The 15,837-nt window shown below is 71.4% G+C and carries 14 protein-coding genes and 1 pseudogene; 8 read left to right on the top strand and 7 right to left on the bottom strand.

The genetic code is table 11. The features are described 5' to 3' along the window. Positions 1–262 precede the first annotated feature (262 nt). From IF67_RS0119605 to IF67_RS0119595, 3 genes are all read left to right on the top strand, one after another. Positions 263–1,636: a uracil-xanthine permease family protein gene (locus IF67_RS0119605; RefSeq protein ID WP_030987380.1), complete on the top strand. Its 1,374-nt coding sequence runs from the start codon at positions 263–265 to the stop codon at positions 1,634–1,636. A 273-nt stretch (positions 1,637–1,909) separates the two neighbouring features. Further along, complete coding sequence (locus tag IF67_RS0119600) at positions 1,910–2,545, top strand: DUF5995 family protein (RefSeq protein ID WP_030987378.1); 636 nt, start codon at positions 1,910–1,912, stop codon at positions 2,543–2,545. A gap of 100 nt (positions 2,546–2,645) precedes the next feature. Beyond that, entirely contained in the window at positions 2,646–3,575 is a 930-nt protein-coding gene (locus tag IF67_RS0119595; RefSeq protein ID WP_030987376.1) for a TIGR03619 family F420-dependent LLM class oxidoreductase, read from the top strand. Positions 3,576–3,713: 138 nt separating this feature from the next. On the opposite strand, the gene IF67_RS0119590 is transcribed toward IF67_RS0119595, so the two are convergent. From IF67_RS0119590 to IF67_RS0119580, 3 genes are all read right to left on the bottom strand, one after another. Next, positions 3,714–5,414, bottom strand: coding sequence for a flavin monoamine oxidase family protein (locus tag IF67_RS0119590; protein WP_030987374.1), 1,701 nt, complete (start codon positions 5,412–5,414; stop codon positions 3,714–3,716). Between the two features lie 93 nt (positions 5,415–5,507). Beyond that, positions 5,508–6,323, bottom strand: a complete 816-nt coding sequence (locus IF67_RS0119585) for a carbon-nitrogen hydrolase family protein (protein ID WP_030987372.1) — start codon at positions 6,321–6,323, stop codon at positions 5,508–5,510. Positions 6,324–6,591: 268 nt separating this feature from the next. Then, the gene (locus tag IF67_RS0119580; RefSeq protein WP_030987370.1) at positions 6,592–7,017 is read right to left on the bottom strand and encodes a MarR family winged helix-turn-helix transcriptional regulator; all 426 of its coding nucleotides are present in this window, start codon (positions 7,015–7,017) and stop codon (positions 6,592–6,594) included. Between the two features lie 132 nt (positions 7,018–7,149). On the opposite strand from IF67_RS0119580, the gene IF67_RS0119575 reads away from it, so the two are divergent. Next, positions 7,150–7,719, top strand: coding sequence for a MarR family winged helix-turn-helix transcriptional regulator (locus tag IF67_RS0119575; RefSeq protein WP_078889510.1), 570 nt, complete (start codon positions 7,150–7,152; stop codon positions 7,717–7,719). Positions 7,720–7,878: 159 nt separating this feature from the next. On the opposite strand, the gene IF67_RS0119570 is transcribed toward IF67_RS0119575, so the two are convergent. Then, on the bottom strand, positions 7,879–8,814 hold the full coding sequence (locus IF67_RS0119570) for a LysR family transcriptional regulator (protein ID WP_030987365.1): 936 nt from the start codon (positions 8,812–8,814) through the stop codon (positions 7,879–7,881). 53 nt (positions 8,815–8,867) lie between these two features. Here IF67_RS0119570 and IF67_RS0119565 point away from each other — a divergent pair, with 53 nt between their 5' ends. Together IF67_RS0119565 and IF67_RS0119560 are read left to right on the top strand one after the other, a co-directional pair. Continuing rightward, positions 8,868–10,322, top strand: a complete 1,455-nt coding sequence (locus tag IF67_RS0119565; protein ID WP_051818264.1) for an MFS transporter — start codon at positions 8,868–8,870, stop codon at positions 10,320–10,322. 29 nt (positions 10,323–10,351) lie between these two features. Beyond that, on the top strand, positions 10,352–10,825 hold the full coding sequence (locus tag IF67_RS0119560; RefSeq protein WP_030987360.1) for a nuclear transport factor 2 family protein: 474 nt from the start codon (positions 10,352–10,354) through the stop codon (positions 10,823–10,825). Between the two features lie 18 nt (positions 10,826–10,843). On the opposite strand, the gene IF67_RS0119555 is transcribed toward IF67_RS0119560, so the two are convergent. Both IF67_RS0119555 and IF67_RS0119550 read right to left on the bottom strand, forming a co-directional pair. Then, entirely contained in the window at positions 10,844–11,299 is a 456-nt protein-coding gene (locus IF67_RS0119555; RefSeq protein ID WP_030076492.1) for an Lrp/AsnC family transcriptional regulator, read from the bottom strand. Between the two features lie 10 nt (positions 11,300–11,309). Beyond that, a complete protein-coding gene (locus IF67_RS0119550; RefSeq protein ID WP_030987358.1) occupies positions 11,310–12,773 on the bottom strand; it encodes an amino acid permease in 1,464 nt (487 codons plus the stop codon). Between the two features lie 424 nt (positions 12,774–13,197). Between IF67_RS0119550 and IF67_RS40360 the strand changes: the two are divergent. Both IF67_RS40360 and IF67_RS46295 read left to right on the top strand, forming a co-directional pair. Next, a pseudogene (locus tag IF67_RS40360) lies at positions 13,198–13,992 on the top strand (transposase); the annotation flags it as partial. Continuing rightward, positions 13,984–14,397, top strand: a complete 414-nt coding sequence (locus IF67_RS46295) for a transposase (protein ID WP_420708690.1) — start codon at positions 13,984–13,986, stop codon at positions 14,395–14,397. The pseudogene IF67_RS40360 and the gene IF67_RS46295, both read left to right, overlap by 9 nt. Here the strand turns inward: IF67_RS46295 and IF67_RS0119540 are convergent. Further along, positions 14,358–15,821: a GuaB1 family IMP dehydrogenase-related protein gene (locus IF67_RS0119540; RefSeq protein WP_030987354.1), complete on the bottom strand. Its 1,464-nt coding sequence runs from the start codon at positions 15,819–15,821 to the stop codon at positions 14,358–14,360. The two genes, IF67_RS46295 and IF67_RS0119540, sit on opposite strands and share 40 nt — an antisense overlap. Positions 15,822–15,837 lie beyond the last annotated feature (16 nt).

The raw sequence follows: 15,837 nt of genomic DNA, 5'->3' as shown, positions 1-15,837 counted from the left end.
CCGGCCGGCGCTGTTGATGCGGATGGCGCTGGTGACGTGGGTGGTACTTGTGTGACCATCCGGAGCCATCGTAAGCGGATGCTTAGAATGCTTTGGCCGCCGGGATGCGGGGCGTGAGGGCCTTGAGCCGTCGGTCAGGGAGCAGCGGCCGGGCTCAGTGACCGAGGACATAGCGACCACGAACCGTAATGCACCGGGATGAAGCGGATTTACCCCGCACTAACATTGCCCGGTCATCACCGTGTGAAGAAGTGGAGCAGTCATGGGCCTCGGCGTGCGCTGGACCGTGCATGGCGACGGGCGCAACCCGGCCCCTGGGGCAGTGGTCAGACCGGATGAGCGGCTGTCGTGGCCGCGCACCGTGGGCCTGGGCGCGCAGCATGTCGTCGCGATGTTCGGCGCGAGTTTCGTCGCTCCGGTGCTGATGGGACTGGACCCGAACCTCGCGATCATGATGTCCGGCGTGGCGACGGTCATCTTCCTGCTGGCCACCCGCGGCCGGATCCCCTCGTATCTGGGCTGTTCGCTCTCGTTCGTCGGAGTGGCCGCCGTGATCCGGGCGCAGGGCGGCACCAGCGCGACCGTCACCGGAGCGGTTCTGGTCGTCGGGGTGGCGCTCTTCCTCGTCGGCGTCGCCGTCCAGCGGTTCGGCGCCCGGATCATCCATGCCGCGATGCCGCCGGTGGTCACCGGCGCCGTGGTGATGCTGATCGGCTTCAACCTGGCGCCGGTCACGGCGAGTACGTACTGGCCCCAGGACCAGTGGGTGGCGCTGCTCACCATGCTGTTCACCGGCTTCGCCGTGGTCTGTCTGCGCGGTTTCTGGTCGCGTATCGCGATCTTCCTCGGGCTGGTCTTCGGCTATGCCGTCTCCTGGATCTTCGACCGGGCCTTCGGGATGATCCACTCGCTGAACGGCGCGGGGAAGGTCACCGACCACTGGCGGCTGGACTTCTCCGCGGTCGGCAAGGCCGACTGGATCGGTCTGCCGCACTTCCACGGGCCCAGCTTCCAGTGGTCGGCGGTCCTGGTCGCGCTGCCCGTCGTGATCGCCCTGGTCGCGGAGAACGCCGGACACGTCAAGGCGGTCGGCGAAATGACCGGCGACCCGCTGGACGACCAGCTCGGCACCGCGATCTCCGCCGACGGCGCGGCCTCGGTGCTCTCCACCGCCCTCGGCGGCCCGCCCAACACCACGTACTCCGAGAACATCGGCGTGATGGCGGCGACCCGCGTCTACTCGACCGCCGCCTACTGGGCGGCCGCCGGTTTCGCCCTGCTCTTCGGCCTGTGCCCGAAGTTCGGTGCCATCGTCGCCGCGATTCCCGGCGGGGTGCTGGGCGGCATCACCGTCATCCTGTACGGCATGATCGGCCTGCTCGGCGCACAGATCTGGGTGAACAACAAGGTGGACCTGCGCAATCCGCTCCATCTCGTACCGGTCGCCGCGGGCGTCATCATCGGCGTCGGCGGGGTGAGCCTGCGGATCAGCGACAACTTCGAACTGAGCGGTATCGCTCTGGGCACGATCGTGGTGCTCACGGGCTATCACGCGCTGCGCGCGCTGGCCCCCGCACACCTCAAGCCGCAGCCGCCGCTGCTGGACGAGGGCACCTCGTCGTACGACGAGGACTGACCGCGCGGCGGCCGGCGGGGCCCGGAGGCGGAGCGGGGCCCGGAGGCGGAGCGGGGCGGACCACAACGGGGCGCGCCGCTCATTACCCCGTTCCGGTCAACGGCCACCGGCACAGCGCGTTTTCCGGCCTCGCACTGTCACGCTGAGTGGATGACAACGACTCAGTGTAATGACGGCCGGGTGTGGCCGGACCCGGCCGGAGGGTGCGTCGCCCGGCCCTCCGACGGCCCGGGATCGGCGGGCTCCGCGGGGGTGGTGGAGGTCCTGGCCCGGATGCGGGCGCTGGCCGCGGCGCTGCCGGCCGAGGACGGGGTGGCCGTCTTCAACGGGGTCTATCTGGCCGTCACCGAAGCCGTGGCGCGGCGCATCGGGGACGGCGCCTTCCAGGACCCGGCGGCCGCGGGCGAGCTGGACCTCCGTTTCGCGCGGCGGTACTTCGACGCGGTGGATGCCACGGCCGCCGGGCTGCGGCCACCGGCCTGCTGGCGTCCGCTCTTCCAGCTCCGCCGCCACCCCGGGGTCCATCCGCTTCAGTTCGCGCTGGCCGGGATCAACGCGCACATCGGCCACGATCTGGCGCTGGCGGTGCTGGACACCTGCCGGGCGCTGGAGTGCGAACCGGCCGCGCTGGAGACCGATTTCGACCGGGTCGGCGGGGTGCTGACGAGCCTGGAGGAGGGGATCCGCGAGCGGCTGATGCCCGGCCCCGATGTCCTGGATGTCGCCGATCCGCTGACGCATCTGATCGGGTCGTGGAGTCTGGACAAGGCCAGGGACGGCGCCTGGGCGGCGGCCAGGGCGCTGTGGAGCGTACGCCGGCTGCCGGATGTCACCGAGGAACTCACCGAGCGGCTGGACGCCGGGGTGGGCCTGGTCGGGCGGATGCTGCTGACTCCGCTGCCCGGCTGATCCTGGCGACCGGCCCGGCCGCCGGGTCGCGGCGGTCCTCTGTAACTCCCTTGTTCCGGCAGTACGTTGACCGAGGGGGCCGACAGTGAGGAGTACAGCTATGGCCATTCGGCTCGGTCTGGGTCTTCCGCAGATGCGGCAGTACGACATCGGACGCGACGTCCCCGACGTGGCGCGGGCCGCGGAGGAGACCGGTTACGAGAGCCTCTGGGTCTTCGAGCGGATCCTGTTCCCCGAGCCCGTCTCCCAGGGGCTGTACGGCATCCCGGGCCTCCCCTGGCCCGACGCGTACCGCTCGGTGGCCGACCCGCTGGTGACCCTGGCCCTGGCCGCGGCCGCCACGCGGCGGGCGCGGCTCGGCACGAGTGTGCTGGTCGCCCCGCTGCACATCCCCTTCCAGCTGGCCCGCACCCTCGCGTCGCTGGACGTGGCGAGCGGCGGCCGGGTGGTCGCGGGATTCGGCACGGGCTGGTCGCTGGACGAGTACGCGGCCGCTTCCGTCGCCCCGTTCGAGCAGCGCGGCAGGGTCCTCGACGAGCTGATCGACGTCTGCCACGCGGTGTGGGGCCCGGACCCGGTGGCGTACGAAGGCGAGTGGACGACCATCGCCCCGTCCGTGGTCGGTCCCAAGCCGAGGCGGCCGATCCCGATCCTGCTGCCCGCCAACAGCCCGCGCGCACTGCGCCGGCTGGTCGACCGCGCGGACGGCTGGATGCCGATCGGCATGGGCGCCGAGGCCCTCGCCACCCAGCGGCAGCGGCTTCAGGACCTGGCCGCCGAGCGGGGGCGCAAGGAGCCGGTGGCCAGTGTGCTGCGGGTGAACGCCCAGCACACGGCCAAGCCGTACGAGGGCCGGGACCGCAAGCCCTTCCAGGGCGGCGTCGAGCAGATCGTGGCGGATCTGGCCGCCCATGCCGCGGTGGGTCCGGAGGAGATCCTCATCGATCTACAGGGCGGGGCCCGGGACGCCGAGGAGCTGAAGGACGTTGCCACGGAGGTGTACACGGCGGCGCGGGCGGCCGGTCTCTAGAGGCCGGCGGGCCGGGGAGGCCGGCGAGTCGGGCAGGGGCGGCCAGGCCGTGGTGGAGGGGCCCGCCGATACGACGTGCCGGGCCCCGTCCTCCCAGGGGCGCGCCGCCCCGAGTAGGCCCTTAAGAGGGGCCTCTCCCTAGTCCTCGGGCAGTTCGACCGGGGCGATCTCGTCGTAGACGTCGCCAGGACCCGGGTTGGTGGCGTCCGTCGCACCGCCGAAGTGGTGCATCACGCCCCACACCGCGTTCAGTGCGGTCTGCACGGCGCCCTCCGCCCAGCCCGCGGTCCAGGAGATGTCGTCGCCCGCGAGGAACAGGCCCCGCTTGTCCTCGGGGAGCCGGTCCTGCATGAAGTGCGTGAACAGACGCCGCTGGTAGCGGTAGTGGCCGGGCAGGTTCGCCTTGAAGGCGCCCATGAAGTAGGGCTCGTTCTCCCAGGACACGGTGACCGGGTTGCCGATGATGTGCTTGCGGATGTCGACCTTCGGATAGATCTCCGACAGCGACTTCAGCATGACCTCCATCCGCTCGTTGGCGTTCAGCGGCAGCCACTTCAGGCTGTCGTCGCACCAGGTGTAGGAGAGGCAGATGACGGCGGGCTCGTCCGGTCCGTTGTCGAGCAGATAGGTACCACGGGTCATCCGGTCGGTCAGCGTCATCGACATGACGTCCCGGCCGGTGTCCTCGTCCTTGTCGAGCCAGAACGGCCGGTCGACGGGCACGAAGAGCTTGCTGGACTCCATGTAGTGGGTGCGCTCCATCGCCGTCCAGTGGTCGATGGGGAACAGCGAGTCGTCACACGCGATCTTGCTCAGCAGCATCCAGGACTGCGCGGTGAAGACGGCGGCCTCGTAGGTGCGGATGTCGCTGTCGGCGTCGGTCACCGTGATGCGGTTGCCGGCGGTGCGGTGCAGACGGGTCACCGCGGGACGGGGTGCACCGTCGTGCAGCGACGAGAGCGAGGTGCCCGGCGCCCAGTGCACGATCTTCGCCGGTTCCCGCTCCCACAGGCGCAGCGGCAGCTGCTGGCTGCCGCCGACGATGCCGCGGTGGTGGTCGTCGGCCTCGGTGTAGACGACCCGTAGGATCTCCAGGATGGAGTTGGGGAAGTCGGTGTCCCAGCCGCCGGTGCCGAAGCCGACCTGGCCGAAGATCTCGCGGTGCCGGAAGGACTTGAAGGCCGTCGAGTCGCAGAGGTAGCCGTAGAAGGTCTGGTTGTCGAGCTTCTCGACGAGCCGGGACCAGATCTCGCGGATGCGTGGGACATCGCGCTCGCGGATCGCCCGGTTCATGTCGGAGAAGTCCGCGCCCTCCTCCAGGCAGGCGTTCCACGCGTCCATGACCTGGTGGTAGACCTCGGGGAGGTCGTCGACCGTCCGGGCGTAGTGCGATTCGCCCTTGAGATCGACCACGGTCGACGGGGTGTCCGCCGCCAGCGGGTTGGGGAACGGCGTGGTCGTGAGGCCCACCAGGTCGATGTAGTGCTGGAGCGCCGTCGAGGACGGCGGGAAGCGCATCGCGCCCATCTCGGCGGTCAGGCCCGCGGCGTCGGACGAGGTGCCCTCGAAGCCGACGGTGCGCAGCCGGCCGCCTATCTGGTCGGCCTCGTAGACGACGGGCTTGAGGCCCATCTTCATCAGCTCGTAGGCGGTGACGATGCCGGAGAGGCCGCCGCCGATGACCGCGACCTCCTTGCCGTGCTCGATCGCGGGGATCTGGCCGAGGCCCGCCGGGTGGGCGAGGAAGTCGTCATAGGCGTACGGGAAGTCCGGGCCGAACATGGTGATCGGCGGCTGGACATCCGCGTGGTGGGCGGCGGTGGGCACCGTGGACGTCATCGGGGACGGACTCCTTGCAGACAGGGCACAGCAGGCAGGGCAGCGCGGACCGGGCAGGCGGCCTGCGGCGGATCAGAGGGGGGGCGGGTCAGTTCATGTCAGCGGGCCGTACAGCTCCGGCCGGCGGTCGTGCAGATAGGGGTTGTCCGCCCGGGATTCCTTCAGGAAGGCGGGGTCGACATCGGCCCGCACCAGCTGCTCGGTACGGCCGGCACGGGTACGGACGACACCGTCCGGACCGGCCAGACAGCTGAGGCCGACGAACTCGAACTCGCCCTCGGCGCCGACCCGGTTGACGTACGCGACGTACATCTGGTTCTCGAAGGCGCGGACCGGGATGACGGACTCGGCGACGAACTGGAAGGGGTGCATCTGCGCGGTGGGGACCAGCAGCAGATCGGTGCCGGCCAGCGCATGGGCCCGGACGTTCTCCGGGAACTCCACGTCGTAGCAGATCAGCAGGCCGATCCGGAGGCCGGCCAGTTCGGCCTGGACGACGGCCTGCTCCCCGGGGGTGAACCATTCGTGCTCGAAGCAGCCGAAGAGGTGGGTCTTGCGGTAGTTCGCGAGTCGCTCGCCCTCCGGGCCGATGAGCTGCGCCGCGTTGTAGACCGCGGCGCTGTCGGGCTCGTCCTGCGCGGCGCGCTCGGGGTAGCCGTAGAGCACCGCGATGCCGTGCTCGGCGGCGATCCTTCCGATGGCCTGTGCGCTGTCGCCGTCGGCGGTCTCGGCGAGGCGGTGGACGTCGCCGCCGATCGCGTAGCCGGTCAGGAACAGCTCGGGGCAGGCGAGCAGTCCGGCGCCGGTCGCCGCCGCCTCGCGCGCCGCGTCGTCGAGGACCCGCAGATTGTGCGCGACATCGCCGGGCCGGCCCGAACTCTGGAGCAGGGCGGTGTGCAGCGACGTCATGGGACCCCTCGGCGGGACGGTGCGGGTGGACGCATTGACGGTACGGGCCGCCGACGATTCCGGACAAGGCGCCACCGTTGCGTGCCGACGGACGATTCGTTGCGCGTTCAAGGGACTGTGCGGTGATTCGTTGCGCCCCGCAGCCGGGGCGCCCCCGGGACCGTGCACGCCGGGCTCCGGGTGCACGTCCGGGTCCGGTACAGGCGGGGGCTCCGGTGCACGCCCGGGTCCGGTACAGGCCCGGCTCCGGTGCACGTCGGTCCGCCCGTCAGCGTCCGGACGCCATGCTGGCCGTCATCCGGTCGAGGACGGCGACGGTACGGACGTAGTCGTCCTCGGTGAGCCCGCGCAGCAGACGGGCGCGGCTGACGTCGACCAGGGACGCTGCCTCCGCGTGGGCCCGCCGGCCGGCCGTGGTGAGCGCGAGGGTGTCACCGTCGGCGGTGATCCGGCCCCGGTCGGCCAGGGCGTGGACGACCTCGTCGAGGGTGCGCGCTCCCGGCTCCCGGAAGGGCCCGAGGAGGCGGCCCAGCGTCTGCCGGGTGAGCGGGCCCTGGAGGGCGAGGCTGTTGAGCACCTGCCAGTCGCGCCGGGTCAGCTCGTGTGCGGACAGGGACCGGGCGAAGTCCTCGTCGATCAGGGCGTCCAGCGCCTTGAGGTAGTAGCCGATGGGCTTGTACGGGGTGGTGGTCATGGTGGTGCCTCCCGGAAGCAGATATGCATGCACAATGACAAGTACCTGTTGCCGAGTATGCTTCTCCCGGAGCGACGGGGCAACGGGTTATGGCGGCGGGACGAGCGCGAGCAGAGCGCGAGGAGAGTGCGGATGCACGACGCGGAGCGGGACAGAGCGGCCGGCGATCCGGATGTGGAGGTCGCGGCGATCGACGCGGAGACCGATGCGGACGTCGATACGGACGTCGATGCGGAGGTCGCGGCGATCGAGCGCGCCATGGTGGCCCTGCGCCGCAGCGCCGCCCGCCGGACGCTGGCGCGCCGGGCGGAGCGGCAGGCCGGGGCGCCGGTGCCGGGGGGCGCCGCGTTCGATGTGCTGGATGTCGTCGAGGCCGCCGAGGAGCGCGGGGAACCGGCCGGGGTGCGCGAGGTGGCGGATGCGCTCCGGGTCGACCAGCCGCGGGCGAGCAAGCTGGTGGCGGCGGCCGTGCAAGCCGGTCATCTCCGCCGGGAGGCCGACCAGACGGACGGCCGGCGCACTCTGCTGGCCGTCACCCCGGACGGACGGGAGCTGCTGGAGACCGTGCACACCTTCCGGCGGGCCATGGTGGCGCGGGTGACCCGGGACTGGCCGGCCGCCGACCGTGCCGCGTTCGCCCGGCTGTTCACCCGCTTCATGGACGATTTCGGCGCGGCGAGCGGGGCGCCGGGGACGGACTGACCGCCCAGGAGGGACTGACCGGACAAGCGAGCCCGCCCAGGACCGACTGACCGGGATGGACCGAGAGGGGTCGCCCGGGACGGACCGACCGGGCAGGAGAGCCGACCGGAACGGACCGACCGGATCCGGGAGCCGACCGGCCCGGCCGGGCCACCGCGCTCAGTCCTCCTCGGGCGGCAGCTCCCGCAGGGCCTCCCGCACCGTCTCCCGCACCATCCCGCGCAGCCAGCGGTGCCCCGCGTCGGCCTCCTGGCGCGGGTGCCAGGCCATCTCCATGATCATTGGGGGCAGTTCGAGCGGGATCGGCAGCGTGCGCAGCCCCAGACCGCGGACCGTCGAGGCCGCGGCGCGTGCGTTGGCCAGGCCGACCGCATCGCTGTCCCGGACCATCATCAGCGAGGCGGCGAAGGTCGGGACGGTAGCGATCACCGTGCGCCGCAGCCCGCGTTCGGCGAGCGCCGCGTCGAGCGGTCCGGTCAGCCGGCCGCGGCGGGAGAAGTTGAGGTGCGGGGCGGCGGCGAAACGGCGCGCGGTGAGTTTCCCGGTGGTCAGCGGGTGCCCCTCGCGCACCACCGCGACGCTGTGGTCGACGAACAGCTGCTCCCTGCGGATCTCCGGCTCCAGGCTGTCGATGACGCCCAGCTCCAGGTCCGCCGCGCCGTCCCGCAGCAACGGCACATCGACATGGCTCTCCCCGAGGAAGCGCAGCACAACCCGCGGCGCCTCCTCGGCGACGCGGGCGACCAGCCGCGGGCCGAGGGCGGTGACGAAGAGGTCATTGGCGTAGAGGGTGAACACCCGGGCCAGTTCGGCCGGGTCGGCCGGCGCGGACGGGGCCAGCACTCCATGGGCCGCCTCCACCAGCCGGCGTACCTCGGCCCTGATCTCCAACGCGCGCGGGGTGGGCACCATATGACGGCCGGCCCGCACCAGGACGGGGTCGCCGACGATGCGGCGGATACGGCCGAGTGCCCGGCTCATGGCCGGTCCGGAGAGCCCGAGCCGGTCGGCGGCCGCGGTCACGCTCTCTTCTTCGAGCAGGGCATCCAGCGCCGTCAGCAGGTTGAGGTCGATGTTTGCGTTTCGCGCAACCATGAAGTGCACCCCTTGCATTTGAGGTCAACTCACCCGGACTCTAGCTTCCTGCCATGACCTCGACCGCTTCACCTCCCCACTCCCCTCCCCCGCTCCTCGGCACCCTCACCCGGCGGCGCTCGGTGACGGCCGCGATGTGCGCCTGCGTGCTGGTGGCGCAGTCGTTGGTGGCCGCGATGAATCTCGCGATACCCAAGATCGCCGCGAGCGGGCTGCACCCCTCCCCCGCCCAGCTGCTGTGGATCGTCGACACCTATGTACTCGTCTTCGCGGGGCTGCTGATCCCGGCCGGTGCGCTCGGCGACCGGGTGGGCCGCAAGGGCGTACTGCTCACCGGGCTCGGCGTGTTCGCCGCGGGCGCCCTGCTGAGTGCGCCCGCGACCACGCTGCCGGTGCTCCTGGCGGGCCGGGCGCTCTCGGGCGCGGGGGCCGCCCTCCTGGTCCCGGCGACCATGTCCGTCCTGCTGCACGCCTCCCCGCCCGACCGCAAGGCCGGGGCCGTCGCCGCATGGAGCACGGCGGTCGGCCTCGGCGGGATGGCGGGCAACGCGGGCGGCGCGCTGATCCTCCAATACCTGCCCTGGCAGGGGCTGTTCTGGGCGTATGTGCCCCTCGCCCTGGCCCTGCTGGCCTGGGTCGCGAAGGCCGCGCCCCGGGTTCCCCGGCAGACCGCGACGCTGGATCTGCCGGGCTCGGCGCTGCTGGTCCTCGGAGCGGCTGCGCTGCTCTTCGGCATCATCGAAGGCCCGGGGCTGGGCTGGCTCTCGTTCCCGGTGGCCGGCGCCTTCGCCCTGGCGCTGGTGGTGTTCGCGCTGTTCGTACGGCACGGGCTGCGGGCCGCGCATCCGGTGCTGGACCCCCGGCTGTTCCGGCTGGGGCGGCTGCGGGCCGGCAGCATCGGCATCGCCGTCACCTTCTTCGGGATGTTCGCGCTCTTCTACGTCAACGCGCAGTTCCTGCAATACGTGAAGGGGTACTCACCGCTACAGACGGGCTGTGCGCTCGTGCCGCTCGCCTTCGGGATGATGGCGGTGACGAAGTACGGGATGCGCGGGGCGCAACGGGCCGGCGAGGCCAGGACGGCCGGCGCGGGGCTGGCGCTGATCGCAGCCGGTCTGCTGCTGCTCTCCACCACGGACGCCCACACCCCCTACCTCCGCTATCTGGCGTTTCTCCTGGTGATGTCGGCCGGTGCGGGGCTGGCGATGCCGACGCTCTCGCATGCGATCGTGGCGTCCGTACCCGCCGGACGCTCCGGGATGGGCTCCGGACTCCAGGGCGCGGCACGGGAGTTGGGCGCGGCGCTGGGCGTCGCCGTGGTGGGCACGGTCCTGTCCGTGCGCTTCGCCTCGGGTATGGGACACGGTGCCGCGGTGGCCGCCGCGTTCACGGATGCCACGGCGCTGGGCTACCGGATCGCGGCGGGTGTGGTGCTGGTGGTGGGACTCTTCGTGGTGCGCGGTCTGCGCACCGGCTCGCGGGCCGAGCGGGATCCGGCCTTGACCTGAAGCGCGCTTGAGGTAGCAGCATCGTCGCCATGGACACCGAAGCGATGCAACGCCAACTCCAGTATCTGACGGACCGGGCGGAGATCACCGACCTGCTGGACCGCTACCTCCGCTCCCTGGACGAGGGGAGGTTCGACGAGGCCTGGGCCCGCGCCTTCCACACCGAGGACGTCACCGCCGAGCTGCCCGTCGGCACCGTCCACGGCCGCAGCGCCCTGCTGGCGCGGGTCGGCGCCGCGATGGCCCTGTTCGACCGCACCGTGCATCTGGGCACCAACGCCGTCCTGGAGATCGACGGCGACCGGGCCACCGCCCGCGGCACCCAGCTGAGCACCCATGTCCTCGCGGACGGCTCCGAGGGGGTCTTCCTCTCGGCAGGTCATGCCGACAGTGAGCTGGTCAGGACCCCGGAGGGCTGGCGGATCGCGGCCTCGTCGCTGCGTATCGCCTGGACACAGGGCACTCCGCCGCGGGTGCCGGCGGATCTCGGGGCGGGCGTCTGAGAGGGCCCGGGAGAACCCCTACCCCGGCGCCCCCGAGCTGTAGCGCCGCAGCAGCGGCGAGAGCACCAGCACGGACTTCGTCCGCTCCACGAACGGCTCGCCCGCGATCCGCTCCAGCACCCGCTCGAAGTGCCGCATGTCGGAGGCGAAGACCTGGACGACGGCGTCCGCCTCACCGGTAACGGTGGAGGCGGACGCCACTTCCGGGTAGCGCGACAGGCCGCGGTGGATCGCCTCGGGCGAGGTGTTGCGGCGGCAGTAGATCTCGATGAACCCCTCGGTCTCCCAGCCGAGCGCGGCCGGATCGACCCGTACCGTGAAGCCGGTGATCGCGCCGTCGGCCCGCAGCCGGTCCACCCGGCGCTTGACGGCCGGCGCGGACAGTCCGACCTCCTGGCCGATGTCGGCATAGCTGCGGCGGGCGTCCTCGGCGAGGGCGTGGACGATGCGTTCGTCGAGATCGTTCAGTCGCACTGCGGGTGGATCACTTCTCTGCGGTGGCCAATCGGGAGCGGCGCAAGCCGTATCCGAAGTAGACCACAAGGCCCACGGCCATCCAGACACCGAAGACCACCCAGGTCACGGCGCCGAGGCTGCCCATCATGTAGAGGCACAGCAGAAAGCCGATCGCCGGGAAGAGCGGCGAGAGCGGGGTGCGGAAGCTGCGCGGCATGTCGGGCCGGGTGCGGCGCAGCACGATCACCGCGATATTGACCAGCGCGAAGGCGAACAGCGTGCCGATGCTGGTGGCGTCGGCCAGCTCGCCCAGCGGCACCGCGGCGGCGAGGATCCCGCAGAACAGCGAGACGATCACGGTGTTGGCACGCGGCGCACCGCTCTTGGGGTGCACTTTGGCGAACACCTTCGGCATCAGCCCGTCCCGGGACATCGCGAACAGGATGCGGGTCTGGCCGTAGAGCACGGTCAGCACGACGCTGGCGATGGCGATGACCGCGCCGAAGGCGAGCAGCACGGCCCAGAAGCTCTGGCCGGTGACGTCCTTCATGATCCCGGCCAGCGCGGCCTCCGAGCCCTTGAACTTCTGCCAGGGCATGGCGCCGACGGCGATGGCCGCGACCAGGCAGTACAGCGCGGTGACGATCACCAGCGAGAGCATGATCGCGCGCGGCATGTCGCGCTGCGGGTTCTTGGCCTCCTCACCCGCGGTGGAGGCGGCGTCGAAGCCGATGTACGAGAAGAACAGGGTGGCGCCGGCGGCGCTGACACCCGCCATGCCCATCGGCATGAAGTTCGCGTAGTTGCCCGACCGCACGCCCTGCACGGCGACGCCGCAGAACAGCAGCAGGGCGACGATCTTGACGACGACCATGATCGTGTTGGCCCGGGCGCTCTCCTTGGCCCCGCCCAGCAGGAACACCATCGCGAGCAGCACGACCAGCAGCGCCGGCAGGTTGAAGATGCCGCCGTCGCCGGGCGGCTGGGACAGCGCGTCCGGGATGGTGAACCCGAGCGTGCCGGCGAGCAGTTCGTTCAGATACTGGCCCCAGCCCACGGCGACGGCCGCGACCGAGACGCCGTACTCCAGGATCAGGCACCAGCCGCAGACCCAGGCGACCAGCTCACCGAGGGTGGCGTAGGCGTAGGAGTACGACGATCCGGAGACCGGGATGGTGCCGGCCAGCTCCGCGTAGGACAGCGCGGAGAACAGGGCGGTGATACCGGCGATGACGAAGGAGATGATGACTGCGGGCCCGGCGTCCGGGACGGCCTCGCCGAGGACCACGAAGATGCCGGTGCCGAGCGTGGCACCGATGCTGATCATGGTCAGCTGCCACATGCCCATCGTGCGGCGGAGCGATCCCCCCTCGCCCTTGCCGCCCTCCGCAACCAGCCGCTCGACGGGCTTGCGCCGCATAAGCCGGGTGCCGAGGCCTCCGGGGGCGGGCGGTGAGGGCCCTGCGGGCGGGGCTGCGCCGTGCTCCAACACTGGGGTGGCTCCTTTATCGCTGCCGATCAGATGACGGGTACGGATGACGGCGACCGGCAGCGGTCGGTACAAGGGCATGCCGGAGCATGCCGCAGCAGGAGACCGCCGAGCAGACGGACTCCGTCACTCCACGTACAGCGCTTGACCTTACGGCCCGCCGCTGACCTGCCGTAATGCAGGTTCTTTGCGCAACAACGAAGGTTCGTTGCGCACCGGTGCGGTGGGCGGCCGTTCGTTGCGCGCCGGGGTCCGATCGTACGGGTTCCGGCGGAGCGGGGCGGACCGGGGGACCGGGTTCCGGATATGCGAGCGGCCCCGCACCGAGTCGGGATGCCGTTGGTTAATCCGGGGCCGAGCGTGACGTCGGCCTTCAAGACCCGGTTGGGGTCTTGAAGGCCGACGTTGTCGTTTGGGGAGGACGCAGGTGTCGATGCAGCCTGGGGAGGCGGGTGAAGTCCCGGGCGAGACGGTACGGGTGGCCAGGGCGGCGTTCCCGAAGGGGAGCCTGGCGATCCGGCTCAGGGACGAGCTGGGAGTGCTGTTCACCGACGAGCAGTTCGCCGCCCTGTTCCCTGTCCGGGGCAGGCCCGCGTGGTCGCCGGGCCGGCTGGCGCTGGTGTCGGTATTGCAGTTCGCCGAAGGGCTGCCGGACCGGCAGGCGGCCCTGGCCGTGCGGGCCCGGATCGACTGGAAGTACGCCTTAGGCCTGGAGCTGACCGATCCCGGCTTCGACTACTGCGTGCTCAGCGAGTTCCGCACCCGGCTGGTGGAGGCCGACGCCGGGCAGCAGGTTTTCGACCGGGTCCTGGACGCCGCCCGCAAGGCCGGCGTGCTCAGGCCGCCAGGCCGGGCCAGGACGGATTCCACACATGTACTGGCCGCGATCCGGTCGCTGAACCGGCTGGAGTTCGTCATCGAGACCCTCCGGGCGGCGCTCAACGCGCTCGCGGCCGCCGCCCCCGACCGGCTGACCGCTCATGCCGACCCTGCCTGGTTCGACCGGTATGCCTCCCGGCCGGAGGATTACCGGCTGCCCTCCGCCAAGGCCAAACGGTGCGAGCCGGCCGAGCAGACCGGCCGGGACGGCATGCGCCTGCTCGCCGGCGCATACGCTCCCGACGCGCCGGGCCGGCTGCGTGAACTACCCGCCGTCCAGACCCTGCGCCAGGCATGGGTGCAGCAGTACTTCCTCGACGCGGAGGGCGAGGCGATCCGGCAGGCCCGCGCCGCCCAGGGCACCCCCGAGTGGAGGGAACGCTACGCGGCCCGCAACGGCATCGAGCAAACCATCTCCCAGGCCATCCGCAGCACGGTCCTGCGGCAATGCCGCTACCGCGGACTCGACAGAACCGCGCTTCAGCACCAACTCCCGCAACCGCGATCAACCTCGCCCGCCTCGACGCCTGGACCACCGCGGCGCCCCGGGCCCGCACCCGAACCTCCCACCTGGCAGCACTTCGCCCCGCCGAGCAACAAGCTCGGCGGGGCGAAACAACCCCGACCCCGGATTAACCAACGGCATCCCGAGTCGGTGCGGGGCCGGTGTGCGGCGGTGCCGGGGCCCGCGCGTGGCCCCGTGGCGGGTCAGTTCCAGCTGTCGTGCAGCGGCTTGCCCTCGGCGTAGCCGGCGGCACTCTGCACACCGACCACGGCCTTCTCGGCGAACTCCGCCAGGGAGGCGGCGCCCGCGTAGGTGCAGGAGCTGCGGACACCCGCGATGACCGAGTCGATCAGGTCCTCGACACCGGGGCGCGCCGGGTCGATGAACATCCGCGAGGTGGAGATGCCCTCCTCGAAGAGTCCCTTGCGGGCACGGTCGTAGGCCGACTCGTCGCTCGTACGGTTGCGCACCGCACGCGCGGAGGCCATGCCGAAGCTCTCCTTGTACGGCCGGCCGTCGGCGGTGTGCTGGAGGTCGCCGGGCGATTCGAGGGTGCCGGCGAACCAGGAGCCGATCATGACGTTGGACGCACCCGCGGCCAGTGCCATGGCGACGTCGCGGGGGTGCCGGATGCCACCGTCGGCCCAGACGTGCTTGCCGAACTTCCTGGCCTCGGCGGCGCACTCCAGGACCGCGGAGAACTGCGGCCGGCCGACGCCGGTCATCATCCGGGTGGTGCACATCGCGCCCGGTCCCACACCGACCTTGATGATGTCCGCGCCGGCCTCGACCAGATCGCGGACGCCCTCGGCGGAGACGATGTTGCCCGCCACGATCGGCACCTGCGGGTCCAGCCCGCGGACGGCCCTGACCGCGGTGATCATCGACTCCTGGTGGCCGTGCGCGGTGTCCACCACGAGGGTGTCCACCCCGGCTTCCAGCAGCGCCTTGGCCCGGCCGGCCACATCGCCGTTGATGCCGACGGCGGCCGCGATCCGCAGCTTGCCGTCGGCGTCCGTGGCGGGGGTGTACAGGGTGGCGCGGAGCGCGCCCTTGCGGGTGAGGATGCCGACCAGCATGCCGTCCGCGTCGACCGCGGGCGCGAGCTTGCGGTTGGCGGCGTCGAGGCGGTTGAAGGCCTCCCGCGGATCGATGTCCGCGTCCAGGACGAGCAGGTCCCTGGACATGACCTCGGCCACCTGGGTGAAGCGGTCCACACCGGCCAGGTCGTGCTCGGTGACGACGCCGACCGGACGGCCGCCGTCGACGACGATGCCCGCGCCGTGCGCCCGCTTGGGCAGCAGCGCCAGGGCGTCGGCCACGGTCGCGACCGGGGACAGCACGATCGGGGTGTCCAGAACCAGATGACGGCGCTTGACCCAGGTCACGACCTCGGTGACGACGTCGAGCGGAATGTCCTGCGGAATGACGACCAGGCCACCACGGCGGGCAACGGTCTCGGCCATCCGGCGGCCGGCGATCGCCGTCATGTTGGCGACCACGAGCGGGATGGTGGTACCCGTCCCGTCGTGCGAGGAGAGGTCCACTCCCTGGCGGGAGCCCACGGCGGAGCGGCCGGGCACCATGAACACATCGTCGTAGGTCAGGTCGTAGGGCACCGAAGAACTCTCTTCGAGCGCGCCGTTCTTCGGATTCAGGAATCGCATATGGCCAGGATACGGG

Source organism: Streptomyces sp. NRRL S-1813, from assembly GCF_000719605.1.
GTDB classification, from domain to species: domain Bacteria; phylum Actinomycetota; class Actinomycetes; order Streptomycetales; family Streptomycetaceae; genus Streptomyces; species Streptomyces decoyicus.
This window is presented reverse-complemented; position numbering and strand designations above follow the sequence as displayed.